The sequence below is a fragment of the Acidovorax delafieldii genome, from assembly GCF_007993815.1.
Taxonomy (GTDB): Bacteria; Pseudomonadota; Gammaproteobacteria; order Burkholderiales; family Burkholderiaceae_C; genus Acidovorax; species Acidovorax delafieldii.
In genome coordinates, this window is record NZ_VJWE01000014.1 from 306,270 (window position 1) to 332,022 (window position 25,753).

A 25,753-nucleotide genomic window follows, 5' to 3' on the forward strand; every position below is an offset into this window, starting at 1 on the left:
GCAGATTGCGGTGCTGAATCACACCGCAACCGCCTCCCGAGCCCACATTACTCTTGCGGGGCGACTCCGAACTGGAACACACCAGGCTCCAGGACAGGGTTGACGGTGACCGGAATCACACTCTTGGGCGGGAATCGCCCTTCCAGCAACAGCTTGGACAGCGGATTCTCTATGCGCTGCTGAATCGCCCGCTTGAGCGGCCGCGCACCAAACACGGGGTCGAACCCCACCTTGGCCAATTCTGCCAAGGCAGCGTCGGACACCTGCAACTCCAAATCCATCTTCGCCAACCGGGATTGCAACAGCTGCAGCTGGATCTTGGCGATCGAGGCAATGTGCTGGGCATCCAGCGCATGGAACACCACGGTCTCATCAATGCGATTCAGGAACTCAGGCCGGAAGTGGTTCTTGAGTTCACCCCAGACGGCTTCCTTGATGTCTTCCGAATCCTGCCCCACCATGGCCTGGATCAGATGCGAGCCGATGTTGCTCGTCATCACGATCACCGTGTTCTTGAAGTCCACGGTGCGGCCCTGGCCGTCGGTCAGGCGGCCGTCGTCCAGCACCTGCAGCAACACGTTGAAGACGTCGGGGTGGGCCTTCTCCACCTCGTCGAGCAGCAGCACGCTGTAGGGCTTGCGGCGCACGGCCTCGGTCAGGTAGCCGCCCTCCTCGTAGCCCACGTAGCCGGGCGGCGCACCGATCAGACGGGCCACCGAGTGTTTCTCCATGAACTCGCTCATGTCGACGCGGATCAAGTGGTCTTCGCTGTCAAACAGGAAACCCGCGAGCGCCTTGCACAGCTCGGTCTTGCCCACGCCCGTGGGGCCGAGGAACAGGAACGATCCAGTGGGCCGATTGGGGTCACTCAGCCCAGAGCGCGAACGGCGAATCGCATTGGCCACTGCGGCAATCGCCTCTTGCTGGCCCACCACACGCTCGTGCAACTTGGACTCCATCTGCAGGAGCTTGTCTTTTTCGCCCTGCATCATCTTGGCCACGGGAATGCCCGTAGCGCGACTCACCACTTCAGCGATTTCCTCGGCGCCCACCTGCGTGCGCAGCAGGCGGCGCGTGGCGGGCGCGCCGTCCTTGCCAGCCTCTTGCGCTTGGGCTTCCTTCAACTGCTTTTCCAGCTCAGGCAGCTTGCCGTATTGCAGCTCGGCCACATTGTTGAAGTCGCCTTTGCGAGTGAATTCCTCGATCTGGAACTTGAGCTTGTCGATGGCCTCGCGCACATGAGCGCTACCTTGCGCCTGGGCCTTTTCAGACTGCCAGATCTCGTCGTAGTCGGCGATTTCCTTTTGCAGCTTGGTGATCTCTTCCTCGATGAGCGCAAAGCGCTTTTGCGAGGACTCGTCCTTCTCGCGGCGCACCGCTTCGCGCTCGATCTGCAGCTGAATCAGGCGGCGGTCAAGCTTATCCATAACCTCAGGCTTGGAGTCCATCTCGATCTTGATCTTGGACGCGGCCTCATCGATCAAGTCGATCGCCTTGTCCGGCAGGAAGCGATCCGTGATGTAGCGATTGCTCAGCTCGGCCGCAGCGACGATCGCCGGGTCGGTAATGTCCACGCCGTGGTGGACCTCATATTTTTCCTGCAGGCCGCGGAGGATAGCGATGGTCGCCTCCACGGTGGGCTCGCCGACCAGGATCTTCTGGAAGCGCCGCTCCAGTGCAGCATCCTTTTCGATGTACTTGCGGTATTCGTCGAGTGTGGTGGCCCCCACGCAGTGCAGCTCGCCACGCGCCAGCGCGGGCTTGAGCATGTTGCCCGCGTCCATCGCGCCCTCGCCCTTGCCCGCGCCCACCATGGTATGCAGCTCGTCGATAAAGACGATGGTCTGACCTTCGTCCTTGGCCAGTTCGTTGAGCACGCTTTTCAGGCGCTCTTCAAACTCGCCACGGAACTTGGCACCCGCAAGCAGCGCGGCCATGTCGAGGCTGAGCACGCGCTTGCCCTTGAGGCTCTCGGGTACTTCGCCCGCCACAATGCGCTGGGCCAGGCCTTCTACGATGGCGGTCTTACCCACGCCGGGCTCGCCGATCAGCACGGGGTTGTTCTTGGTGCGGCGCTGCAGCACCTGGATAGCACGGCGGATTTCGTCGTCGCGGCCAATCACGGGATCCAGCTTGCCAAGGCGAGCGCGCTCGGTGAGATCCAGGCAGTACTTGGCCAGAGCACCGCGCTGGCCTTCGGCCTCTGCGCTGTCCATCTTCTGACCGCCGCGCACGGCCTCGATGGCGGCCTCCAGGCTCTTGCGCGTGAGGCCGTTGTCCCTGGCGATCTTGGCGGCTTCGCCCTTGCTGTCGATCACGGCGAGCAAAAACAGCTCGCTGGCGATGAACTGGTCACCGCGCTTGATGGCCTCTTTCTCGGTGGCCTGGAGCACACGCCCCAGCTCAGGGCCGCCTTGTACCTGGTCGTTGCCTTGCACCTGGGGCAGGCGCTTGACGGCTGCCTCTGCAGCCGCCAGCAAGCCTGGCACGTTGGCACCCGCACGCTGCAGCAACGCCTTGGGGCCATCGTCCTGTTGCAGCATAGCCTGCAGCACGTGTACCGGCTCGATGTAGGCGTGGTCGTTACCCAGCGCGATGCTTTGGGCATCGCTCAGGGCTTCCTGAAATTTGGTGGTGAATTTGTCGAGACGCATGGTCTATGTCCTCCGAATTGCACTGAACTTGAGGCGGCGAGTGACCGTTTTCAAGACAGTGCTTGCGACGGTTCGTTGACTTTCATCAGGAGTTAGCTGCGAATTGCGGTTAACGACTACGGCCTGAAACGCCTTCCTCAAATCGATGGCGGATCTAGCTTGGCGCCACTCGGCCCCACAATGCACCACCTCGTAAACAGGAGGCATTCTGAGTCCAGTCGCGCGGGAATGCGCGATGCAATTGCTTCCTCGGGGGGCTCTACATTCGCCTTGGCGCGAATGCCTACTTTTACTTTGATAGTCTCGTGCGGCTCGACCAAACAAGGCGCCCAACGCAGGGGCCTTGCCAAGCGCACTGTGCTTGCAGCACCCCGAGACAAGACTCCGCCATGCGTGCTGTAGTTTGCATAGAGCCGCCCCTCTTGGCAGCTTGTATCCCCGAAGGCTTGTGTCCCCAGCCCAGGCTCTGGACCAATTTGCAGCCCACACTCGGCTAGTACAACGCACTGTACGCACCAAGCCCGCATCCAAGTCCGCTATGGCATGCGCCTTTGTATTGAAGCGCCATCGGTTACCCTGCTTGTTTTGGCCATCGTGGAATCACGCTCACTGCTTTTTGGTCTATGCGTGGCATCCGCAACTCCGCCTGCCCTGGGCAGCATTCTTTTGGCCAGCGGCAAAGCAGTGGGGGGGGGTAATGCGGCTCTGATGGGCCCACTTGGACACGCCAGACAGCGACAACGCACAGGATGCACCACTCGCAGGGGATCCCCTCATCCCGGTACATCAGCCCGACAAAGTAGCGAAAGGTCGGCATCTCGCGCAATGCGCCTTCTAAGACTTTGGCGCCCAGTTTGGCCCGTTCAAGCCAAAACAGATGCCAGCAGAGTGGCCACTTCTAAAGACCTCCCATTTCGAGGCGTAGATTCGAGGGCTTGTGGCTGTCTAGCGAGATATCCCCCAGAACTTCCGGCTCCACAGGGTGACGAGATCCGTGTTAAGCGGGGGCTTGACTTTATCGCTCAGGAAACTATTTCGCCACTCGGGTGCCGCTTGGGCATAGACCTGTGCAATCGGACTACTCAAGGAATGTGAAGACGATTCCAAGGGCTACGGTAATTCAACGCGGCCCTCAGTGGGCATAGCGCCGGTCCAACACCAACAAATTGATCGGCAGCGCATTTTAGCTAACCGGCCATACAGCCCTTCGCGGGAAAGCAATGCTCTCTACTGGGTTGCGGAACTGGTGCAGCTTGAATCGGTGCTCGGCTTACATGTTCTCACGCGCCCGGTCCGGGCCACCACCACGCGCCTGGTTTCCTCCAAAGCACTTGAGGACGACGCATCTGTCCGGGCAATGGTCAAACTCAACGCAACCGGCGAGGCGCTGTTGTCAATTGAATATCCAGAATTATCAAATTTAATATAAGGTGTGGAGCCCGCTGCAATGCTATTACCTGTTATGTTGAAATAACTCTTCAGAGCATCCTGTGTTTGGACGGCAATGTCAGTGCCGTCTGTGAATGAATTATCACGATTCACATCCACATACACCAGCCACCCACTATTCCAACCAGAGCCCCTCGGCACAACAAAAGCATTTCTGCCGGTTTTCATGGCTTCACCTTTCGCTGCATTGACAGCGGCCAAAAGTGAGTTGGTCAACGACGAAAGCTCTGAATTACGCTGATATTGAATAAAACTAGGCACAGCAAGACTGGCCAACACAGCCGCAATAGCTATGGTGACAATCAGTTCAATAAGCGTGAAACCAGAACTATGAAATTTCATCATCATGGCCAGCAGAGTTTAGGGTCAGTTGATGCGGATGTGCCTGTACATGACTTTGTCCCAGTGGTAGTCATCTGCAAGGAGCCAACTTTAGGATCAGCTTTGACGGGCGTTGCAATAACTCTGACGCAATCTCCAATTGAGAGAGTGCCAGCCCCGGCTGGGCAAGCATCCGCGCTCAATAGGTAATGCGAATTACTCAAAGTATCACCCGAAAAGGTCTTGAAAGGCACGGACGCCGCCGTAACGCCACCGCACGCTGCACCAGGAGACGTAGCAGTCGCAACGCCTGCCGAGTTTGTGGTGAAGCCGAGGTAGCAATTCTGCTGCGTAATATAGCGCTCCTGTTGCTGCAGCAATTGCGCTACCGCAGCCCTGCCCTGTGCTCTGCGCCCCTTCAGAACTGAGTCAGTGTAGGCAGGGTACGCAACAGCAGCCAAAATACCAACAATTGCCACAACAATCATGAGTTCAATCAGCGTGAACCCCGCAGCATATTTTTTAATTTTATTCATGGCGCGTTCTTCATATCTTGGTAGTTAAAAATTTGTCGCCAGTTCAAACGCCCAATGGTTTCTTTCGTTGTGACAGGAGGGGCACTGGTATCGATACCACTCTGGGCCTGAGTGAAGCGACGAAGTGTCGTAGTGCGAACGCGCCTCCCAGTGCTATCCGAAGGTGTGACAACTGTTTCCGAATCGTTTGAAAGCAATACCGGAGGGCCAAGCAACCCAAGGCTGGAGGGTACGTACGATCCGGAGCCGGTATTAATGCTCAGAAAATACTGATTACCGCTACCAAGCGTGTTAGAGCATGAGCCAGCGCCAGCTGAGGTAGAGCCTGGAATTTTGGAATTGATTGCAGCATATAACGTACCCAAATCCAGTGCCGCTTGATCTATTCTCTCCCCAGAAACGGGCAAATCAAAATACCAACCCGCACGGCTCGTCAGATCCGCGCTGGTTGTCGGCCGCCCCCATTTAAAGGCACTTACAGTAATGGTCTTTGCTGTTGTATTCACCGTTCCGGCCTGCAAGCGCCCCCGCCCCGTAATTACACTAGCGCTGGCAGGTGAATTATCTGCCGTTGTGCCCCCATTATCATACACAGCATAAACCGACTGGGTAGTCGTGGAAATATTATCACTGGATTCAAGATATTTTCCCGTTCCAAAGACAATATAGAAAGATTCCAAACCACTCACAATGGGACCCGCAAAAGGGGTGGGCGCCGCAAAAATAGGTTGGACCTTAGGAGTTGCATCACCCGTTCGAGCGATATATAAAGGATAAGGAACTGGACTGCCGGCACTGCCTTTATCAAAATACGACAATTTGTCCATATTCCAATCAGTAGGTAATTTTCCGGCAAACTTAAGGCGCCACAGTGCACCATGGAGATCACCCATATAGATATCTGTCATCTCGCCTTGCGTGCCATACAGGGCGCTAAAGTTGGTAACACCAGTGGCATTAGTTGAAGCAAGAGATGAATCAGTGGGCACCGAAACCTTGTAATAATTGGTACCTAGCGACCACGCATCTCCAGAAGGCTTGTCGAGGGCTAACAAAAATAGTGCAGGCTTGCCGGTAGAGCTGAACCTATTGTCAGCATCAGGGACATAATTATTCACTCCGCTCCCGACAACAGCAAACCATCGATAGGTAACCGTTGAGCTTGTTCCACTCGTCTTGACCTTTAATATTTTTGGTTCACCAACAACCTGCCCCATATCCTCATCATCCGCACGAGTGAACTCCCACATGACATTGGATGCACTGAAATTAGCAGGGTTAGACACATCAAGCGCAAACACACCAGACCCACCGCCACCAGTGCCTGACACCAAAACTGTTTTCCAATCCGTGCTTGCGCCAGTGTTGGCTACTTGTGCCTCAGAGACTACAGAAGGAGCATCTACATAATTTTGGTGGTTGTTGGCAAAGGTAGGATCTGTCAGCGCCGACAAATTACGCCCCAGCCAACTTGGAATATATGCGAACAACTCATCGCCCGTAGTGGCGTTGAATGCGTGCAACATGCCGTCATTAGATCCAGCAAAAACGGCAGGAGTTCGTGAATCGTAGTCAGCTCGGAAAGCGGTATATCCCGCACCAGTGAAGGCCTTGGAAGGAGCCCCAGAGTACGAAATATTAGAGTTAACAATATCACCCAGCAAAGAACTTCTCACCCGAAATGGCGTCCCCTCCTTCGTCCGATCGCCACGAAGAAAAGCAAGACGATCTTGACCCAAGCCATCCGCAGCTGCGGCCGGACTAGCTTTATCGAGCTGCGCTTTCAATGTTGCATCGATCGCTCCCCATGTGAAGGCGGTGGCGGTGGTGCTTGATGTTGCACCCACGCGTCCCACGAAAATCTTGCGGTTAGCAGCGGGTGAAATCATGTTGTCCAAGCGCTGAGCAGCACTCCAAAGCTGCGTGCCAATAACTAAATTATTACTTGCATCTTGAGTGATGGGCTCAGCAACCACATCTCCACTCCAGTTACTGGTGTCGAATTTAGCAGAATAAGAAACTGAATTACTGGTCACCTTACTGCCGGTGCTCAAACCACCACCGGCAACACTTCGGGCACTGGTAGAAGCTCTACTGAAAATCTCATCAAATGCGGTGAGCACCTCGCGGGCCGGCGAAGTTTTTGATGTGTTGTAAACATAATAAGTGCTTGCCTCGCCGGGCTCAGCAGCTTTTTGCCACACATTATTATTATTTACATTATTTTGATCTTTAAAGGGATTGCCTTTAACATTATACGGCTTTTGCCCTGGATTGGTTGGATCCGTTTCAAAGCCACCATATTTGGCAGCCATGAAAAACTGGTTTGCCGTACGGCGCGTAGTGTTGTCGTTTTGCGCGCCATATTCATTGACGTCAAAAAGAAAAGTCTTCACCCGGAGCCCAGGACGCTGCTTGGCTGTGTCAGCAGTCCAGCCAGAACCTCTGATGTCATGGGTTCTCGCCCAATACGCCGAGCCCATTATTTGGCTTGTGCTTGTAGCAGAAGGAACGCTGTTGTTAGGAGTATTTGGATTCGCAATGCTCTGACTAGCTCCCTGTCCATCCACATATGTACCAGCAGTGTTCTTCTCAAACTTCTGGACTATACCTCGCCAGTAATTAATGTCCGGAATATTATTGGCAGCACTTGCAGTGGGAAGCCGATTACCATCGTGAGTATTGATATCACCGACGACTACAATATTGCTCTTCACACACGAATAATCGCTAGCATTGCTGCGACCATCCCCGTATGGATCGGTCCAAGTAGTGAAATATGGAAAACCGTCAGCCATCGTGGCCGTAATCGTTCCACTGACGGCATCAGCACTAGGCTGGAGCCCCTGCAAATAGCGAAGCGCCTCGTAGTGCAGCTCTCCTACCGGATCGTATTTTTTGTACACACCAGGTGTAGGTCCGGTTCGCCCGAATTTGTTTAGATAATTTATAACCCCGCTGATAGCAGGCGTTGCGTTTGAATCGGGGTTATCAAGAAATACGCCGGTATTGGCGTTCCATTCCGCCTTTGGGTTCCCCCCCGTCGGAGTGTTGTCTTGGCCATAGATGTTGTATGTCTTCGCACCCACATACTTCATCGGAGCACGTAAAACGCCACCATACCGACCCCCAGCATTATAACTGGCCGTTTGATCCAACAAATAGCCAAATGCTGCCAATCGAATCTGGTCGCTATATTTTTGAATTACGCCGGTGGGCTTATAATTACCGTTAGGATATTGTTTGCAAAAATTATAGTTTCTAGTATCTTGCAAAGTACCCGATGTGGAGTTACAAGCCTGCACTCGGGCGTAGAAGAATCCATCGGTATTAAAAGTACCCGCGGTAGTCGGAGGAGTCCATGTCCCCGAATAGTCGAGTATGTAACACTCTTTGGCCTGCCCCGGATACGGATCTCCAAAAGTTGTCGAATTGCAGCTTACTCCATTGTAGGCAGGCGCAACATACCAATTATTGGTAGTCCCATTTTTTTTCCCATACCAAACCATCTTAGTACCCGAAAAAGTACAAAATGTATTCTCTGCAGAACACAACACAGAACTCACTGGGCGATTTCCAGTTTGCTTGGTGATCGGACCTATAGTGCTACCGAGCCTGTAGCCAGTGTTGTCTGTACAGCTTCCCGTCTGCGACGTACCAAAATAAATCCGATTTAACGTGTTGGCCACATAAATATCGCCGCCATTTGCATTAGCGATCATTGACGCCGGCACCGCCCCCCAATAACTACCCGCCCCACCGCCGTCTTTGGACAGTCGCTTACCAGGGAAGTTTGTAGAGTTCCACATGCAGGTAGGGTCCCCGTTAGGGATAACCGCGCGCTGCAGTATGGTCAATGAAGGCGTGTCAATATATCTGTCTCCACCAGACAGCGCCAAACGAAGCATATCGATGGCTGAGTTAGACGCCCAGTTCAAAAAGTTGCCGCTAAATGCATTGGTACATTTGCGCCCAGTCGCAGCTCCAACGCGATCAAATCTCTTGTAATCAGTCGCTGTTTGGCTAGCAGCGGGGGTTTCGCTGGGTGAATTGTTGTAGGAATAACAACTCTCCGCATCATAGTATCCAAGATACTCCTTAGCGGTATCATAAGTATTATCCGTGCTACCCCCTGGGGTATATTGAGCACCCACCGTTGGGAACTCCACAGACAGGGCAAGAGCCATGGCGGGCTTATCAACCACCACAGCAGCATAGAGAGGCTCGGTGGCAAGGGCAATGGCTGGAATGGAGGGTGGAGTACCGCTACCAATCGCAACAAATGAAACAGCGATAGCGAGTGGCGCCAATCCCCACGCGGCGTACGCAGCACGTCTACCCTTGAGCAAATTTCGAGATTTTTGAAGTACTCGCTCGCCAAGAGCGGCTAGATTTTTAGAGAATTTTGACATGTTTATCTCACCGCTTAATTTCTATAAATCATCTGGAGCACTCCTTGAGTTTCTCCGTTGGGGCCAAAGCCCATGGATGTGACCCTGTACACATAAGATGGGCCAGAACCAGCGGTAGGATCGGTAGTCCTGTACGACTTGACCCCATATCGATCAAGAATAGGTTCGATAATGTAACGAGGTGGTTTGGCCGGTTGCGTCCCCTTCACGCCTGACGGAAAGTCCCGCCCAGTGTACGTACCCAATTCCACCGCCTTCGCACCCGTACCCGTTGCAGTGAAATCGACTGTCAACCAAGCCGGTTTTCCGGCATCTTTAAGCGCACATAAGCCAATGCTCTGCCCCGAGTCACCACAGTTATCAATGAATTTGGCCAGATCTACATCACCGCGTTTGAATACTACACTTCTCTTATTGGGTGACGCAGCAGGAAGCCCTTCGATATCAAACTCCGCATCTATCAATCCAGCCTCGGCCCCTTGCCAGGCAATTTGCATATCTCTGTCATTACGGGTTCCCCGTTCACCCATCATGGAGATTTGTATACCGCCCACTCCTAAAATTGAAACTACAATGAGTATCAACATCACGATAATCAATGAAAGCCCTTGCTCACTCATTGATGCCGGACGTTTCTGATGTAAGGGTATTTTCATCATTTCAGTACTCACCCTGAAAATTTCGCAAGTGCACAGTAAATGTGACCACTTGCCTTAAGCGACTATCGACTGTGGGCGTGTAAGCAGTGCCGGGATCTGTTGAATTGTTGGCAAAACCCGACCCCGGTGTACCGCTTCCCGAGGCTTTGGAAACCCCCAGGGGGTAAAACGTCTGACTTGCATTATCGATAGCTGACCCAGGTGGCCCGCGTAGCACAACACCAATTCGAATGCTGCGAACGCGCTGCCAGTTGGCATAGGTGGCAGCGTCGTTGCCTGCAACCGTCAGTTGGTCTGCCCGCAAATATCGCTCGGGAATCGAGTCCGCCGAAGCAGATGGAATAGGAACCGTAGTATTTCCGGGTCCAATACCATCCACTCCGTAAAGCACTTGGAAATTCTCAACACCAGAAATAATCGGCTGTACGTCATAGGGCGCCGCCCCTGTATCCGACCGCGAACACAGAAGTGCCGGCTCGCCGTCTGATCCCACACCCACGTGGAGAATACTGACCAGTTTGTCATCCAGCCCCGTGGGGACAGCGGTTGACGCCACGCCGGCACAGTCAATCATGGTTCCATCAGAGCTTGTCGCATCTGGAGTCGATGAGCTAGTCTGATGTCGCAGCACTAGGATATCGCTGCCATAACCAACTTGCCCCGAGGTACGCACGGTGCCTGCATCCCAGGTCGCAGTGGACGTTCGGGACGCATTATTCAATCCAAAAATATTTGGGGGAGGAGCAGTCGCCCCGTAAGATTGGTTGGCCTTGGCAGTCGTATCCGTTGCAAATTTGACATCTCTATAACCCGCCTGCACGCCAAGGCGCTGGGTAAGGCTTTGCAGATATCGCCCGTTGTCACGCAACTGCGAAGCTGCATCCACTGCGGCGAACCCTTGGCGAGAAACCAGCAGGGCAGCAGCAGCAGCAAGCGCAATCAAGAGCCCCAACGCCATTGCCACCATCAACTCAACAAGCGTTACGCCCTTTTGGCGACTATCTTGACGTTGCGCGCCACCAGAGGCAAGAAAAGTTGACCATTTCATCATGTTGCGTTCCCACTAGTCACAGGAACTACGACATAAGGGCGGCTGCCACTGTCGTTAGCTCTTTCGAGAGCAGCGCTACCGGTTTGACTCTTGTCTGTCACAGTCCGCGTCCAGCCAATTTTGATGAACACAATTTCGTCAGCACCCGTTGCATTGCAGTTCCACTGAGGCAGTCCATTGGCGTCATATGGCGCTCCATCGAAACAAACCGTGACACGCGCATCCGGTAGCTCAGCCGCCACGCGAGCCAACCAATCCGTCATTTCTGCGCTGGCTACATCCAACGTGGATGTACACCCAGTAGATGCATTGGCGACTCTCATGCAGTAGCTTGGCGACGCCATCGTCATTGATGTCACCAAATACGGGTTGGCGGCAGCAGTAGTCTTGACCGCAATTTCCTTATTCCCGCGCATCATTTCCGCCAACTCACGCGCAAAGACCACCGCCTGAGCCTGGAGGCGTGCATCGCGGTTTGCCTGGAGTGCAAATGCCTGCATGCCTACGGTTCCCAACATGCCGAAAGCCAGAATTACGATGGCGACCAAGACCTCCACCAAAGTGAAGCCCCGCTCTTCGCGCGATGAATCCACACATTGAGCGGATACTGGTTTGCGTATGTAGCCGAATGAAGATCGATATTTCATAGGCTTATCTTACGGAGCATGCCCTCTTAAGGGTAGGTGGCAGCGAGCCGTTTGTGCGTTTGGATTGACCGCCGGGCGCCAAAAAGAAGAACGGCGCTGCTCAATGAGTGAGTCTCCGCAAACGTCTACACTCCCGCGCTTTTTAATCAACTACCGACGTAACGCGATGGTGAACGTATCTGGATCATTCTGCAGTCCTCGGATCTGGACCACGGAGCGTGCGTTCTGATTGCGGTTCCGGTCGGGGGGTTTCCGGACAAGACGGATCGGAACCCAGAACATGATCACGCAGGTGGAGTGATGCCAAGCAAGGGATCAGCCACCAAGGGCATTGACCATGACGGCCACCGCAGGGCTTTCCTCGCGGGGTAGATTGGCAAGAATCCTTGACGAATCTTCCTCTGCCTCTGCACGCCGGATAGCCCCGCCGACAGCCTCTCCAACCCTTATCTCGCAAGCGCTTTATTGGTCTGTGCGTCACAGCGCTGGCCCGGGGCCTATCGGAAAATCACGGCGCGCGCCAGTCATACTTGCGCATATCCTCAGGAAAACGCAGACAAGTCCCATTGCCGCGTGTCGACCGGGATAAATCAGCCTTGTTTCTGCTCAAAGCCTGTTTGGTGTTGTCCGCATCTGCAGGGACAATGTTGTTCACCATGACCTTTCCGCAAAGCCCAGAAAATCCGCCCCCTGCCGACGCATTTGACCCGGATTCCACCCTGGCATTCCAGCGCCGCATGGAGCGCGCGCCGGAGTGGTTTTGTTCTTTTCTCGCGGGCAACAGTCGGGAAAAGAGCCGCTTGCGCCGCGAGATGGCCACCATGAAAGGCTCGGTGGTCTGGCTGGTGCAGCAGCGCCGCCAGGGCACCTGGAGTGCCGAGGAACGTGCCCACCTGCGGGATGTGATGCGGTCTGCCTCTTCGGTCAGCCCTTATCTTTTTATTTGGGTGATCCCCGGCTCGATGCTGCTGCTGCCCTTCATGGCGTGGTTTCTGGACAAGCAACGCAAACGGCGGGAACGCAAGCTTTTGCGATAGCACTGCACTGGGCTGAAGGATATAGCGCGCTCAAAAAAACAGCCCAGTCGGCCTGCCCCTGCGGTCTCAGCCTAGGGGCTATGCCCAGTTGCTGGTAATGACCACCAGCATACCCGCCCCCACCAGCCCCAGCTGCCAGCGCAAGGCCGTTGACCACGATGGCACATGACGCTCCACTCGCAGATACAACAGACGCCCAGCTGCCAGCGACAGCCCAAACGCCAGGAGCATGCCCACGGCGTTCAGCGCTGGTGATGTAGGCCAGAGGTGGCTGACCACCGCGTTCACGAGCAAGCACACGGCAAAGTGCACCAGAAACACCGAGTACGACATCTGGCCGAGCTTTACGAGCGGCGACACACCGGGAAAGCTGCGCATGCGCGCAGAGCGCATCGCCACCACCAGGCACAAGGCCGTGACCGCAGCCACGGCAATGCGTGCCCGGAAATCCACCGCCAGCGCTGCCCCCACCAGCAGCGCCATGAGGCAGACCCATGCCTGCGCCTGCGGCGCCCGCACCGCCCAGTAGGCCAGCATGCCCAGGCCGTAGGCACCAAAAAAGTACAGCGCCCACATGTCCAACCCCGCGATGCGGTTGAAAACCCATAGCGAGGCAGCAGCCACCAACAGCACCAGCCCCTGCGACAAGGCCGCTGCATGGTGCTGTACCCAGCGCACAGGCAGCGCGCGTACACCGGCCAGCATCAGCACAGTCAGCGCAAAGAGTTGAAAGTCGATGGCCACGTACCACACGCCAGCCGACAAAGCACCTTCACCCACGATGTCCTGCAGCAGCAAAGCGTTCGCCAACAGTTGTGACAAGGTGGGTTGGTCGGGCACAGAGTGGTGCTCCATCCAAGGCCGCACGAGGGCGGCGACCACCACCGCCAGCATCAACGCCACGGCATAAGGCACCACAAGCCGCACGAAGCGTTTGGCAATGGCGGTGCCCGCATGATCGAAACGAGCGAAGCCCTGGGGCGCAAGGCTCGCAGCAGCCAGGTACCCACCCAACACCAGAAACACCTGCACCGCCATGCGCCCATAGTCATATAGCCACGCTATGAGTGCTGGAGCCAAGGGATGGGCGATGTCGGACATCGGGCCATAGAAGGCCAAGTGGTGCCACACGATGGTGGCGCAAGCCATGCCCTTGATCATGTCGATCAAGGGTGTGCGGGATGTAGACGAGGACATAGGGCGAGGTGTTGAATCCCTGCGGACAGCGCGCCGCTGGATATCCGGATTCCCTCCGCGCTGATTCGCCTGCTGCGCAAAGCAGCAAGACGAACTGGACCGAGGATGGAACAACAAAACCCGCTATTGTCCTCCGTTAGAGGATTTTTTGCACAGCTGCACTGTCTCCCGCTGGTCTGCCATCACCTGCAGCGGGCTCGATGAACGAGAGTCCCCCTACCGCGCGAGGCGTGGAGACCCTCAGTAACGCAGACTGCCTTCCGCGTCCACGATAGCCAGCTCCACATAGGTCGATCCATTGTGGTTGCGCGGCGAATACTTCACGCTGAAACGACCAAAAGCAATTTCACCCGCGTCCTCCATCGTTTTGGAGAACGACTCGGTAGTCAGGTTGCGCCCCGTGCGGCGTAGCCCTTCCACCAGCAAGCGTGCGTGGACAAAACCTTCAAACTGCGAAGCCGAGGGTTGAGCGCCGGGCGACTTGGCACGCAGCAGGCTCAGATATTCGGCCACCACTGGGATAGTGGTGTTGCGCAGCGAAGGCATGATCTGCGCCAGGATGATGCCCCGCGCCTTGTCCCTGAGTTCGCGCTGGATCACGTCCATGCTGGCCACGGAGAACCCGTAGTAGGCAGGACGCACCGCCGTGGCCTGCACCGCCTTGATGTAGCTCGTGAAAGTGGTGCCGCCGGTCGCCACGATCACAGCCTGGGGTTGGGCTTTTTCGGTCGCCTGTGCGGCGGCAGCAAAGTCGGGCTGTTTAGGGTCCACCTTGATCTCGGCCACAAAGGGCAGCTTCTCCTCGTCCGAAGCCTTCTTGAGCTCACCTGCCAGTGTCTTGCCCAGGCCGTCGTCCTGAAAGAACACCGCCACACGGGTGACGCCTTGCTGGCGCAACTGCGACACGATCTTGCTGGCCTCATTCGCATAACCCGCACGCACATGGAACACATAGGGATTGAACGCCTCCCGGAACACCGAGGCACCTGTGACGGGGCCAAACAGCACAGTGCGCTGCTCCTTGATCAGCGGCAGGATGGCCGCTGTCTGCGCCGTACCGGTGCTATGGAAAATCATGAACACCTTGTCGTTCTCCAGCAGCTGGCGCGTGTTTTCCACGGCCTTTTGCGGGTCGAAAGCATCATCGAGTGTGGTGTACCGGATCATGCGGCCATGTACCCCGCCCTGCGCGTTCACCGCGTCGAACAGCAGTCGCGAGCCCTCGCCGTACTGTGCCGTCTGCGGCCCGAGCGGTCCCGACAGCACGACCGAGGCACCCAGCCGGATTTCATCGGCGGTCACGCCTTCATTGCGGGCATGAACCAGGGTGGTGGCGCACACGGCCAGCAGGCACACAAAAGCACGGAACATCAGGCATCTCCCTCGCAACTTGGTGACAAGGCCGGCGAACGTGGCACCGGCATTCGTTGATTATTTTTCATCACCATTATCTGTAGGGGACTTCTCCTCCTCACGCGGGTTTCCCCTCGGGTGCGTCACCGCAAAGACACCGCTCGAACACCTCCCACAAAGACATTCGCCCGCCTTGTGGGATACACATGGCGGGCGAAACAAATGACGGGGTGAGGTAAGAAAGATGGCCGAATGCCCCCAGAGGCACAAAGCCACCGCCGCTCACACAGAGCGCAGATTCACAGCTTGAGACGGGCGCGGGCTGCCTCGTACTCACTGCGCAATTTGGCGACCAGTTCGGCGGTGCTGGTCACGGCGCTGATGGAGCCGATGCCCTGGCCGCAGCCCCAAATGTCCTTCCAGGCCTTCTTGGCGTCGCCGCCAAAGTTCATCTTGCTGGGGTCGGACTCGGGCAGGTTGTCCGGGTCCATGCCGGCCGCGCGGATCGAGGGCGCCAGGTAGTTGCCATGCACGCCCGTGAACAGGTTGCTGTAGACGATATCGTCCGAGTTGCCGTCCACGATGGCTTGTTTGTAGGCCTCGCTGGCGCGGGCCTCATGGGTGGCGATGAAGGCCGAACCGATGTAGCCAAAGTCTGCCCCCATGACCTGTGCAGCCAGCACCGCGCCGCCACTGGCAATAGAGCCGCTGAGTGCCAGCGGGCCGTCGAACCACTGGCGGATTTCCTGGATCAGCGCAAACGGGCTCTTGGTGCCAGCATGACCACCAGCACCGGCCGCCACGGCGATCAGGCCGTCAGCGCCCTTCTCAATCGCCTTGTGCGCGAACTTGTTGTTGATGATGTCGTGCAGCACCACGCCGCCCCAGGCATGCACGGCCTGGTTCACGTCCTCGCGCGCACCCAGGCTGGTGATGATGATCGGCACCTTGTACTTGGCGCACACCTGCATGTCGTGCTCCAGCCGGTCGTTGCTCTTGTGCACGATCTGGTTGATGGCAAATGGCGCAGCAGGCTTGTCGGGGTTCGCCTTGTTGTAGGCCGCCAAGGTCTCGGTGATCTCGGCCAGCCACTCGTCCAGCAGTTCGGCAGGGCGGGCATTGAGCGCGGGCATGGAGCCCACCACACCGGCCTTGCACTGCTCGATCACGAGCTTGGGGTTGCTGATGATGAACAGCGGCGAACCGATGACGGGCAGCGACAGGTTTTGCAACACGGGAGGCAGTTTGGACATGGCAACAACTTCCAGAACAAGAATAGGGATGGAATAGGCCGGATGCGCTAGTGAATCATGCGTCCGTAGCTATCATTTTTATATCAAGCCCCCTGCCCCGCAGGTGGCCTGTCTCCTCACGGCACGCCAGTCCTTCAGAAGGCTTCCAGCGCCAGCTCGGTCACGCTGGCCGCGCCTTCCACAATGCTGTCGCGCAGGCCGGGGGCCTTCACCAGAATGTGGTCGGCGTAGAACTGGGCCGTGGTTATTTTTGCGCGCATGAAGGCTTCGTCCTGTCCCTTGTGCAACAGGTCTTGCGCCACCAGCAGGCTGCGCGCCAGTTGCCAGCCCGCCACCACATTGCCCGCCAGCATCAGGTAGGGCACGCTGCCCGCAAACACGGCGTTGGGCTGGGCCTTGGTGCCACCGGCTACAAAGTCGATCACGTCGAGCAGCGCCTTGCGCGCGGCCGTCAGGCGCTTGGCCACCGCCAGTGCAGCGGGCGTGCCGCTGGCCAGCAGGTCGGCCTCGGTCTTCTCGATCTGCGCGGCGATGCCCTTGGCCACCTGCCCGCCATCGCGTGCCGTCTTGCGGCCCACGAGGTCGTTGGCCTGGATGGCGGTGGTGCCTTCGTAGATGGTCAGGATCTTGGCGTCGCGGTAGTACTGCGCGGCGCCGGTTTCTTCAATGAAGCCCATGCCACCGTGCACCTGCACGCCCAGGCTGGTCACTTCCAGGCTGGTCTCGGTGCTATAGCCCTTGACCAGCGGCACCATGAATTCATAGAACGCCTGGTTCTGCTTGCGCGTGTCGGCATCGGGATGGTGGTGTGCGGCATCAAACGCCGCAGCCGCCACCGTGGCCATGGCGCGGCAACCCTCGACGGTGGCGCGCATGGTCATGAGCATGCGCTTGACGTCAGGGTGGTGAATGATGGCGGCGCTGGCGTTGATGCTGCCGTCCACAGGGCGGCTCTGCACGCGGTCTTTCGCGTACTGCACAGCCTTTTGGTAGGCGCGCTCGGAGATCGCGATGCCCTGCATGCCCACTGCGTAGCGGGCCGCATTCATCATGATGAACATGTACTCCAGGCCCCGGTTCTCCTGGCCCACCAGGTAGCCCACCGCGCCGCCGTGGTCGCCAAACTGCAGCACGGCCGTGGGCGATGCCTTGATGCCCAGCTTGTGCTCGATGCTCACGCAATGCGCGTCATTCCGCGCGCCCAGGCTTCCGTCCTTGTTGACCATGAACTTGGGCACCACGAACAGGCTGATGCCCTTGACGCCCTCCGGCGCGCCCTGCACGCGGGCCAGCACCAGGTGGATGATGTTTTCGGCCATGTCGTGCTCACCGTAGGTGATGAAAATCTTGGTGCCGAAAATCTTGTAGGTGCCGTCGGGCTGGGGTTCTGCACGCGTGCGCACCAGGGCCAGGTCCGAACCCGCCTGGGGTTCGGTCAGGTTCATGGTGCCAGTCCACTCGCCGGTCACCAGCTTTTCGAGGTAGGTGGCCTTGAGTTCATCGCTGCCTGCCGTCAGCAGCGCCTCGATGGCGCCGTCAGTCAGCAGCGGGCACAGCGCAAAGCTCATGTTGGCGCTGTTGGTCATCTCGATGCAGGCGGCGCCGATGGTCTTGGGCAGGCCCTGGCCGCCAAAGTCGGCGGGGTGCTGCAGGCCTTGCCAGCCGCCTTCGCCATATTGGCGGAAGGCTTCCTTGAAGCCGGGGGTGGTGGTGACCACGCCGTCTTTCCAGCTCGACGGGTTCTTGTCGCCTTCCCAGTTGAGCGGCGACAACACCCCTTCGTTGAACTTGGCACACTCTTCCAGCACGGCGGCGGCCGTGTCCAGCCCGGCATCTTCAAAACCAGGGATTTGCGCGATCTGTTCAATGTTGGCCAGGTGCTCGATGGCGAACAGCATGTCCTTGACGGGGGCGGTGTAGCTCATGGGTGTCTCCGGGAAAGCGAAATTTCGTCAAAAAAAAGGCATCGCGAGCGATGCCTTTGTGTGCACAGTGGCGTTCTTACAGGGCCTTGACCAGTTCAGGCACAGCCGTGAACAGATCCGCTTCCAGCCCGTAGTCGGCCACGCTGAAGATCGGTGCCTCAGGGTCCTTGTTGATCGCCACGATCACCTTGGAGTCCTTCATGCCCGCCAAATGCTGGATAGCACCCGAGATACCGGCGGCCACATACAGCTGGGGCGCCACGATCTTGCCGGTCTGGCCCACCTGCCAGTCGTTGGGCGCGTAGCCTGCGTCCACCGCCGCGCGGCTGGCACCGAGCGCCGCGCCCAGCTTGTCGGCCAGGGGCGTCATGACTTCGTCGAACTTTTCCTTGCTGCCCAGCGCACGACCACCGGAGACGATGATCTTGGCAGCGGTCAGCTCGGGGCGGTCGCTCTTGGCGATTTCGCTGCCCATGAAGCTGCTCTTGCCTGCGTCGGCCGTGGCGGCGGCGGTTTCAACAGCGGCAGAGCCACCGGTGGCGGCTGCGGCGTCAAAGCCGGTGGTGCGCACGGTGATGATCTTGACGGCATCTTGGCTTTGCACGGTGGCAATGGCGTTGCCGGCGTAGATGGGGCGCTCAAACGTATCGGCAGCGATCACTTTGGTGATGTCGCTGATCTGGGCCACGTCGAGCTTGGCCGCCACGCGGGGGGCCACGTTCTTGCCGCTGGCAGTCGCGGGGAACAGGATGTGGCTGTAGTTGGATGCGATGGCCAGGACTTGGGCGGCCACGTTTTCTGCCAGGCCGTGTTCCAGGCCAGGGGCGTCTGCGTGGATGACCTTGGCAACACCGGCTATTTTGGAGGCGGCTTGTGCAGCAGCTCCGGCGTTGTGGCCGGCCACCAGCACGTGCACGTCGCCGCCGCAGGCCACTGCGGCCGTGACGGTGTTCAGCGTGGCGCCCTTGATGGACGCGTTGTCGTGTTCAGCAATAACGAGTACCGACATTTAGATCACCTTCGCTTCGTTCTTGAGTTTTTCGACCAGGGCGGCCACGTCGGCCACCTTGATGCCTGCGCCGCGCTTGGCGGGTTCGGTCACCTTGAGGGTCTTCAGGCGCGGCGCCACGTCCACACCGAGGTCTTCGGGCTTGACGGTATCGAGCTGCTTTTTCTTGGCCTTCATGATGTTGGGCAAGGTGACGTAGCGGGGCTCGTTCAGGCGCAGGTCGGTGGTGATGACGGCGGGCAGCGTCAGGGCCAGGGTTTCCAGGCCGCCGTCCACTTCGCGGGTCACGCTGACCTTGTCTGCAGCCAGTTCAACCTTGCTGGCGAACGTGGCCTGGGGCAGGTCGGCCAGGGCCGCCAGCATCTGGCCGGTCTGGTTGGCGTCGTCGTCGATGGCTTGTTTGCCCAGGATGATGAGCGAGGGTTGCTCTTTGTCCACCAGGGCCTTCAGGAGCTTGGCCACTGCCAGGGGCTGCAGTTCCACGTCGGTCTCGACCAGGATGGCGCGGTCGGCGCCAATCGCCATGGCGGTGCGCAGGGTTTCCTGGCACTGGGCCACGCCGCAGGAGACTGCGATGACTTCGGTCACCAGGCCTTTTTCTTTCAGGCGCACGGCCTCTTCAACGGCGATTTCGTCAAAGGGGTTCATGCTCATCTTCACGTTGGCGATGTCCACACCCGTGTTGTCCGACTTCACGCGGACCTTCACGTTGTAGTCCACCACGCGCTTGACAGGGACCAAGACCTTCATTGCTGCGGCTCCTAGAGAGTTGGTTGAATTGACGTTTACGTAAACTAGAACATTCTATGTCGCACTGCAGCGAAAGCGCTACGGAGCCACCACACAGACTGCACAATCACAAAAAAGAACGATCGTGCTTTTTGTGAATTATAGGCGAGTGAACCCGGACAGTGTCTAGAGTTTGCTGTCGCCTGCGCTACGGGCACCCGCCGGGGCATCACCCTGCAACCGGATCAGCCCGCCGAAGCCGGTGCTGGCGCGGGCGCCCCGCCCGGCGACATCGCTGCAGGGACTGCGCCATCGACCTGCACATGCATGACCCGCTGGGGGTAAGGGATTTCGATCTGGTGGGCCCGCAGCGCACTCAGGATGGCCCGGTTGATGTCCGAGCGCAGTCCCAGGGATCCGTTTTCAGGGTCTGCAATCCAGAAGCCCACGGTGAACTCCAGCCCATCGGCCCCGAAGGCCGACAGCGCGGCGCTGGGGGCGGGGTCGCGCAGCACGCGCGGGCTGACCAGGGCGGCATCGGTGAGCAACTGGGCCACCTGGTCCACATCGCTCTCATAGGCCACGCTGACCACGGTGGACATCCACACGCGCGGGTCTGACAGCGACAGGTTTTCCACCCGCTGGGTGATCAAGAGTTCGTTGGGCACGATGGATTCGCGCCCCGAAGGCGAGCGGATGACGGTGTAGCGGGCATTGATTTGCGTGATGCGCCCCTCGAACGTATCGAGCTTGACGTTGTCGCCGATGCGCATGCTGCGCTCGGCCAGGATCACAAAACCGCTCACATAGTTGGCCGCCAGCTTCTGCAGGCCAAAGCCAATGCCCACGCCGACCGCACCGCCCAGCACCGACAGCGCAGTCAGGTCGATGCCCACCGACGACAAGGCCACCAGCAAGCCCACAAACACCAGCAGCGCCCGCACCGCATTGCTCACCGCCTTGCGCAGCGACAGCTCGGCACCCGTGGCCGAGCGCAGCAGCCGCGACTCGATGGCCGCCGAGATCCACAGGGCAATCAGCAGCACTGCCGCTGCGGTGACCGCCCCTTCGATGATGGTGCGCACCGACAGCGTCGCCCCGCCCACTTTCCAGTGGATCTGGTCCAGCTCGTCCAGCACCAGCGGCAGCAGCCCGGTGACCCACAGCACCATGCCCAGCCACGCCATCCAGGAGATGGAGCGCTCGATGGGCCGCACCCAGGCAGCGTCCGGGTAGGCCACCTGCAGCACCTTCACGCCAATGCGAATGACCACCAGCGCCACCAGCACCGGGATCGCAATCTTGAAAGCCGCCAACGCCACCCAATGGTGCAGCAGGGTGCGCGCGATGTAGGCCAGACTCAGCAGCACCAGCGGGAACAGCGCGCCATCCACGATGCGCACACCAAACAGGATGGAGCGCGGGTCGCCCCGGCGCAGGCCGCGCTGCAGCAGCGCCACCAGCCCCCAGGCCAGGCCCACGCAGACTGCCAAAACAGCCAGTTCCACCAGCACCGTGGGGCTGAGAAAGGCCTGCACCCACAGGCCCACGTCGTCGAGCATCGGCTTGTCCATCGTGCGGTGCCTCAACGCTTCCAGGCGGGCTGGCGTTTTTCGGCAAACGCACGGGCGCCCTCCTGGGCGGCCGCGTCCATCATGTTGGTGGCCATGGTCTGGCCTGCCAGCTGGTAGGCGGCATCAATGCCCAGCTCGCGCTGCTGGTACACCAGCGCCTTGCCCATGGCCACGGCCACACGGGGCTTTTGCAGGATGGATTGCACCAGTTGCTCGACCTCGGCATCCAGCGCATCGGCGGGCACCACCCGGTTCACCAGCCCTTGCGCGAGTGCAGTGGGCGCATCCATGAAGTCGCCGGTGAGCAACATTTCCATCGCCCGCTTGGCGGGCACATTGCGCACGAGCGGCACGCTCGGCGTGGCACAAAACAGGCCGTAGTGGATGCCACTGGTGGCAAAACTCGCGCTGTCGGCCGCCGCGGCCAGGTCACACTGCGCCACCAGCTGGCAGCCTGCGGCCGTCGCCATGCCCTGAACCCTGGCGATCACGGGTACTGGCAGCTTGTGGATGGTCAGCATCATGCGGCTGCATTGCGCAAACAGCTTTTGGTAGTACGCCAGGTCCGGGTTCGCCGCCATGTCCTTGAGGTTGTGCCCGGCACAGAAGGCCTTGCCTGCTGCGGCCAGCACGACCACGCGCACAGCCTCGTCGCGGCCCGCTTCGTCCAGCGCCTGTTGCAGGGCTGTCAGCATTTCAGAGCCCAACGCATTGAAGCGTGCAGGGTCGTTCAAAGTGAGGGTGATCACACCGCGCGTATCACGGGTGATCAGCAGCAGCTCGTCAGAATTTGGAATCGTCATGTTGTTTCTCCTGTGCACAGCGATGCGAGGGGCGTTTGAAACAGGCGCGCATGAGGCCAGTGCCACCGTGGAGCTGGCTCCGCCAGGCCACGGGTGGCGTCCCCCTCAGGGGGGAGACGCCGCAGGCGGCTCAGGGGGAGTCAAAGATCAGCCAGAACCCGCAGATGCGCCTCCACGCTGCGCGCCAGCGGCCCCATTACGTAGCCACCCTCCAGGCACGACACGATGCGGCCCTTGGAGTAGCGCCGGGCCACGTCCTTCACGCGCTGGGTTATCCAGGTGTAGTCCTGCTCGGTCAGGCCCAGCTGGCCCATGTCGTCCTCGCGGTGGCCGTCAAAGCCCGCGCTCACAAAAATCATCTCGGGCTTGAAGGCCTCCAGCCGGGGCATCCACATCATCTCGATGATCTCGCGGATGTCCATGCCGCGTGTGTACGCAGGCACCGGCACGTTGACCATGTTGGGGGCGGGATCGTGGTCGCCGCTGTAGGGGTAGAACGGATGCTGGAAGATGCTCACCATCAGCGCCCGCGGGTCATTGGCCAGGATGTCCTCGGTGCCGTTGCCGTGGTGCACATCAAAGTCCACCACCGCCACGCGCTGCAGGTTGTAGCGCTGCAGCGCATATTTCACTGCCACCGCCACGTTGTTGAAAAAGCAAAAGCCCATCGCTTTGTCGCGGCAGGCATGGTGCCCCGGGGGGCGCACGGAGCAGAAGGCATTTTCGACCTCGCCCGCCATCACCGCGTCGGTGGCAGCCAGCGCAGCACCCGCGGCGCGCAGCGAGGCCTTCCAGGTGTGGGCGTTGATGGAGGTGTCGGTGTCAATCTGCGCATAGCTGGGGCCGCCGGCCATCAGCTCTTCGTTGAGCCGGTCAGACATCCCGCGCAAGGCGGCGATGTGCATGCGGCCATGGGCCAGTTCGATGTCGGCCAGCGAGGCTTCCGGGGCTTCGTAGCGCTCTAGCGCATCCCCCACGCCAGTGACCAGCAAACGGTCTTCAATCGCATCCAGCCGCTCGGGGCATTCGGGGTGGCCCGGGCCCATCTCGTGCTTCCAACAATCCCGATGGGTGAAATAGCCCGTCTTGCTCACAGTCTTGTCCCCGCGTCTCGCATTTTTTGCCGTTTTTCGGATAACGTCGTGCCATGAATGCACAGCACAAGATCAAATCGCTTCTGGATCAGCTTAACACGGTGATCGTGGGCAAAAAGGCCCAGGTTCAGGACTGCGTGGCCTGCCTGCTGGCGGGGGGGCATCTGCTCATTGAAGACGTGCCGGGTGTGGGCAAGACCACACTGGCGCACGCGTTGTCCCACACCTTTGGGCTGCAGTTTTCGCGCGTCCAGTTCACTGCCGACCTCATGCCCAGCGACCTGACCGGCGTGTCGGTGTACGAACGTGGCAAGGAAGCCTTTGTGTTCCACCCCGGCCCGGTGTTTGCCCAGGTGCTGCTGGCCGACGAAATCAACCGCGCCAGCCCCAAGACGCAAAGCGCCCTGCTGGAAGCCATGGAAGAAAAGCAGGTGTCGGTCGAGGGCGAAACCCGCGCCCTGCCCCACCCCTTCTTCGTGATCGCCACCCAGAACCCACACGACCAGCTGGGCACCTTTGCGCTGCCCGAGTCACAACTTGACCGCTTCTTGATGCGCATCTCCATCGGCTACCCCGACCGCGCCGCCGAGCGCCTGCTGCTGTCGGGCGCCGACCGGCGCGACATGGTGAGCAGCCTGCTGCCCCTGCTGTCCGCCGAAGAACTGGCCGAGCTGCAGCGCCAGGTGCAGGCCGTGCACACCGCAGACCCCCTGCTCAACTACGTGCAGGACCTGATCGCCGCCACCCGCTCGGGCCGCTGGTTCTTGCAGGGCCTGTCGCCCCGCGCGGGCATTGCCATGCTGCGCGCCGCCAAGGCCCAGGCGCTCATCAGCGGGCGCGACTATGTGGCGCCGGACGATGTGCAGGCCGTGCTGCCGCAAACCATTGCCCACCGCCTGGTGCCCGTGGGCGACGCCGGGCGCGGCGCGGTCGAGCAGGTCCGCGCCATGGTCGATGCCGTGCCGCTGCCCTGATCGATGGAATCCGCCGCCCACCCTTCCCTCACGACGACCACGGGCTGGCGCGGCCTGGCCGCGCGGCTCAGCCCCGTGGCGCGCCTTCGCAGGCGCTTCCAGCGCTGGTGGCAGGCACGCCTGCCGCTGTCCGACACGCTGCAGCTCACCCAGCGCAATGTCTACATCCTGCCCACCAGCTCAGGCTGGATGCTGGCGCTCACGCTCGTGGTGCTGCTGGTGGCCTCCATCAACTACCAGCTCAACCTGGGCTACCTGCTGACCTTTTTGCTGGCTGGCAGCGCGGTGGTGGGCATGCACATCTGCCACGCCAACCTGCGCGGGCTGACGCTGCACCTGAAGGCCCCCGAGCCACATTTTCTGGGCACCAGCACGGCGTTTGAGATCCAGCTGTCCAGTGATCGCAAGTCGCCGCGTTATGGCATTGCCCTGGCCGTGCACGGCACCGGCAAGGCCGAACACCACTGGGCCTGGACCGATGTGCCCGCCCAGGGCCAGGCCAGCGTGCAGGTGGCCTTCCAGCCCGGGCGCCGGGGGCTGCACCGCGTGCCCACACTGACGGCCGAAACGCGGTTTCCGCTGGGCACCTTCCGCGTGTGGACCTATTGGCGCCCTGCTGCCGAGGTGCTGGTGTACCCCGCGCCCGAGGTGCCGCCACAACCCCTGCCGCCGGGCGAGCCCCGCGCCGGGGGCACGGGCAACGCGCCGTCGCAGGGCATTGGCGAATTCGACGGGGTGCGGGCCTACCGGCGGGGCGACCCGCTCAAACTGGTGGTCTGGAAGAAGGCGGCGAAGTCGCTGGCTACAGGCACCGACGACCTGGTGAGCCGTGACGCGCAACAGGCCCAGCGGCACGAGCTGTGGCTGGACCTGGCCCACGCCGCCTTGCCCAACCATGAGGCACGCGTGTCGCGCCTGACGGCCTGGGTGCTGCAAGCCGACCGCCTGGGCCTGGACTACGGCCTGCGCCTGCCCGGCACCGAGATCGCGCCCGACACGGGGGCCGCCCACCGCCGCCGCTGTCTGGAGGCGTTGGCCCTGTGTTGACCTGCCACTGCCCATTCCTGCCGAATTTG

General features: G+C 59.4%; 19 protein-coding genes. 3 read left to right on the top strand and 16 right to left on the bottom strand.

Features of this window, described 5'->3' with window-relative positions:
- Nucleotides 1-47 precede the first annotated feature (47 nt).
- The 7 genes from clpB to pilV form a co-directional block, all read right to left on the bottom strand.
- Complete coding sequence (gene clpB / locus ATF69_RS15425) at nt 48-2,654, bottom strand: ATP-dependent chaperone ClpB (protein ID WP_146871506.1); 2,607 nt, start codon at nt 2,652-2,654, stop codon at nt 48-50.
- A 1,227-nt stretch (nt 2,655-3,881) separates the two neighbouring features.
- Nucleotides 3,882-4,451 carry a GspH/FimT family pseudopilin gene (locus ATF69_RS15430; protein WP_244303737.1) on the bottom strand — a complete coding sequence of 190 codons (570 nt, stop codon included), beginning with the start codon at nt 4,449-4,451 and terminating at the stop codon, nt 3,882-3,884.
- Nucleotides 4,448-4,960 carry a type IV pilin protein gene (locus ATF69_RS15435; protein ID WP_056746997.1) on the bottom strand — a complete coding sequence of 171 codons (513 nt, stop codon included), beginning with the start codon at nt 4,958-4,960 and terminating at the stop codon, nt 4,448-4,450. The genes ATF69_RS15430 and ATF69_RS15435 overlap by 4 nt, the downstream gene beginning before the upstream one ends.
- Nucleotides 4,957-9,372, bottom strand: a complete 4,416-nt coding sequence (locus ATF69_RS15440; protein WP_146871507.1) for a pilus assembly protein — start codon at nt 9,370-9,372, stop codon at nt 4,957-4,959. The genes ATF69_RS15435 and ATF69_RS15440 overlap by 4 nt, the downstream gene beginning before the upstream one ends.
- Nucleotides 9,373-9,386: 14 nt before the next feature.
- Nucleotides 9,387-10,031: a pilus assembly PilX family protein gene (locus tag ATF69_RS15445; RefSeq protein ID WP_146871508.1), complete on the bottom strand. Its 645-nt coding sequence runs from the start codon at nt 10,029-10,031 to the stop codon at nt 9,387-9,389.
- A gap of 1 nt (nt 10,032) precedes the next feature.
- A complete protein-coding gene (locus ATF69_RS15450; protein ID WP_146871509.1) occupies nt 10,033-11,082 on the bottom strand; it encodes a PilW family protein in 1,050 nt (349 codons plus the stop codon).
- Nucleotides 11,079-11,729: a type IV pilus modification protein PilV gene (gene pilV, locus ATF69_RS15455; protein WP_146871510.1), complete on the bottom strand. Its 651-nt coding sequence runs from the start codon at nt 11,727-11,729 to the stop codon at nt 11,079-11,081. The genes ATF69_RS15450 and pilV overlap by 4 nt, the downstream gene beginning before the upstream one ends.
- 656 nt (nt 11,730-12,385) lie before the next feature.
- On the opposite strand from pilV, the gene ATF69_RS15460 reads away from it, so the two are divergent.
- Nucleotides 12,386-12,766, top strand: coding sequence for a hypothetical protein (locus ATF69_RS15460; RefSeq protein ID WP_056747195.1), 381 nt, complete (start codon nt 12,386-12,388; stop codon nt 12,764-12,766).
- A 78-nt stretch (nt 12,767-12,844) separates the two neighbouring features.
- Here ATF69_RS15460 and ATF69_RS15465 read toward each other — a convergent pair whose 3' ends face one another.
- The 9 genes from ATF69_RS15465 to ATF69_RS15505 form a co-directional block, all read right to left on the bottom strand.
- The gene (locus ATF69_RS15465) at nt 12,845-13,963 is read right to left on the bottom strand and encodes an acyltransferase family protein (protein ID WP_146871511.1); all 1,119 of its coding nucleotides are present in this window, start codon (nt 13,961-13,963) and stop codon (nt 12,845-12,847) included.
- 240 nt (nt 13,964-14,203) lie between these two features.
- Entirely contained in the window at nt 14,204-15,334 is a 1,131-nt protein-coding gene (locus tag ATF69_RS15470; RefSeq protein WP_146871512.1) for an ABC transporter substrate-binding protein, read from the bottom strand.
- 281 nt (nt 15,335-15,615) lie between these two features.
- Nucleotides 15,616-16,569 (bottom strand): NAD(P)H-dependent flavin oxidoreductase, encoded by a 954-nt coding sequence (locus tag ATF69_RS15475; RefSeq protein WP_146871513.1) that lies wholly within the window; start codon nt 16,567-16,569, stop codon nt 15,616-15,618.
- Between the two features lie 134 nt (nt 16,570-16,703).
- The gene (locus tag ATF69_RS15480) at nt 16,704-18,494 is read right to left on the bottom strand and encodes an acyl-CoA dehydrogenase (protein WP_099730799.1); all 1,791 of its coding nucleotides are present in this window, start codon (nt 18,492-18,494) and stop codon (nt 16,704-16,706) included.
- Nucleotides 18,495-18,570: 76 nt separating this feature from the next.
- Nucleotides 18,571-19,503, bottom strand: coding sequence for an electron transfer flavoprotein subunit alpha/FixB family protein (locus ATF69_RS15485; protein ID WP_146871514.1), 933 nt, complete (start codon nt 19,501-19,503; stop codon nt 18,571-18,573).
- Nucleotides 19,504-20,253: an electron transfer flavoprotein subunit beta/FixA family protein gene (locus tag ATF69_RS15490; RefSeq protein ID WP_015015119.1), complete on the bottom strand. Its 750-nt coding sequence runs from the start codon at nt 20,251-20,253 to the stop codon at nt 19,504-19,506.
- A 224-nt stretch (nt 20,254-20,477) separates the two neighbouring features.
- A complete protein-coding gene (locus ATF69_RS15495) occupies nt 20,478-21,806 on the bottom strand; it encodes a mechanosensitive ion channel family protein (RefSeq protein WP_056058390.1) in 1,329 nt (442 codons plus the stop codon).
- Between the two features lie 11 nt (nt 21,807-21,817).
- A complete protein-coding gene (locus ATF69_RS15500; protein WP_146871515.1) occupies nt 21,818-22,609 on the bottom strand; it encodes an enoyl-CoA hydratase in 792 nt (263 codons plus the stop codon).
- 140 nt (nt 22,610-22,749) lie between these two features.
- The gene (locus ATF69_RS15505) at nt 22,750-23,655 is read right to left on the bottom strand and encodes a histone deacetylase family protein (RefSeq protein WP_056058384.1); all 906 of its coding nucleotides are present in this window, start codon (nt 23,653-23,655) and stop codon (nt 22,750-22,752) included.
- 101 nt (nt 23,656-23,756) lie between these two features.
- Between ATF69_RS15505 and ATF69_RS15510 the strand changes: the two genes are divergently transcribed.
- Together ATF69_RS15510 and ATF69_RS15515 are read left to right on the top strand one after the other, a co-directional pair.
- Entirely contained in the window at nt 23,757-24,677 is a 921-nt protein-coding gene (locus ATF69_RS15510; protein WP_108498974.1) for an AAA family ATPase, read from the top strand.
- A gap of 3 nt (nt 24,678-24,680) precedes the next feature.
- Nucleotides 24,681-25,724 (top strand): DUF58 domain-containing protein, encoded by a 1,044-nt coding sequence (locus ATF69_RS15515; RefSeq protein ID WP_056058379.1) that lies wholly within the window; start codon nt 24,681-24,683, stop codon nt 25,722-25,724.
- Nucleotides 25,725-25,753: the final 29 nt, after the last annotated feature.

Excerpts from the sequence above, each read along its gene's own strand:
- ATF69_RS15510 (WP_108498974.1), top strand. The coding sequence starts at position 23,757 with ATGAATGCACAGCACAAGATCAAATCGCTTCTGGATCAGCTTAACACG.
- ATF69_RS15470 (WP_146871512.1), bottom strand. The coding sequence starts at position 15,334 with ATGTTCCGTGCTTTTGTGTGCCTGCTGGCCGTGTGCGCCACCACCCTG.
- ATF69_RS15490 (WP_015015119.1), bottom strand. The coding sequence starts at position 20,253 with ATGAAGGTCTTGGTCCCTGTCAAGCGCGTGGTGGACTACAACGTGAAG.
- ATF69_RS15500 (WP_146871515.1), bottom strand. The coding sequence starts at position 22,609 with ATGACGATTCCAAATTCTGACGAGCTGCTGCTGATCACCCGTGATACG.
- ATF69_RS15460 (WP_056747195.1), top strand. The coding sequence starts at position 12,386 with ATGACCTTTCCGCAAAGCCCAGAAAATCCGCCCCCTGCCGACGCATTT.
- ATF69_RS15480 (WP_099730799.1), bottom strand. The coding sequence starts at position 18,494 with ATGAGCTACACCGCCCCCGTCAAGGACATGCTGTTCGCCATCGAGCAC.
- ATF69_RS15430 (WP_244303737.1), bottom strand. The coding sequence starts at position 4,451 with ATGATGATGAAATTTCATAGTTCTGGTTTCACGCTTATTGAACTGATT.
- ATF69_RS15440 (WP_146871507.1), bottom strand. The coding sequence starts at position 9,372 with ATGTCAAAATTCTCTAAAAATCTAGCCGCTCTTGGCGAGCGAGTACTT.
- ATF69_RS15435 (WP_056746997.1), bottom strand. The coding sequence starts at position 4,960 with ATGAATAAAATTAAAAAATATGCTGCGGGGTTCACGCTGATTGAACTC.
- ATF69_RS15515 (WP_056058379.1), top strand. The coding sequence starts at position 24,681 with ATGGAATCCGCCGCCCACCCTTCCCTCACGACGACCACGGGCTGGCGC.
- ATF69_RS15485 (WP_146871514.1), bottom strand. The coding sequence starts at position 19,503 with ATGTCGGTACTCGTTATTGCTGAACACGACAACGCGTCCATCAAGGGC.
- ATF69_RS15475 (WP_146871513.1), bottom strand. The coding sequence starts at position 16,569 with ATGTCCAAACTGCCTCCCGTGTTGCAAAACCTGTCGCTGCCCGTCATC.
- ATF69_RS15450 (WP_146871509.1), bottom strand. The coding sequence starts at position 11,082 with ATGATGAAATGGTCAACTTTTCTTGCCTCTGGTGGCGCGCAACGTCAA.
- ATF69_RS15465 (WP_146871511.1), bottom strand. The coding sequence starts at position 13,963 with ATGTCCTCGTCTACATCCCGCACACCCTTGATCGACATGATCAAGGGC.
- pilV (WP_146871510.1), bottom strand. The coding sequence starts at position 11,729 with ATGAAATATCGATCTTCATTCGGCTACATACGCAAACCAGTATCCGCT.
- ATF69_RS15505 (WP_056058384.1), bottom strand. The coding sequence starts at position 23,655 with ATGGGCCCGGGCCACCCCGAATGCCCCGAGCGGCTGGATGCGATTGAA.
- clpB (WP_146871506.1), bottom strand. The coding sequence starts at position 2,654 with ATGCGTCTCGACAAATTCACCACCAAATTTCAGGAAGCCCTGAGCGAT.
- ATF69_RS15495 (WP_056058390.1), bottom strand. The coding sequence starts at position 21,806 with ATGGACAAGCCGATGCTCGACGACGTGGGCCTGTGGGTGCAGGCCTTT.
- ATF69_RS15445 (WP_146871508.1), bottom strand. The coding sequence starts at position 10,031 with ATGATGAAAATACCCTTACATCAGAAACGTCCGGCATCAATGAGTGAG.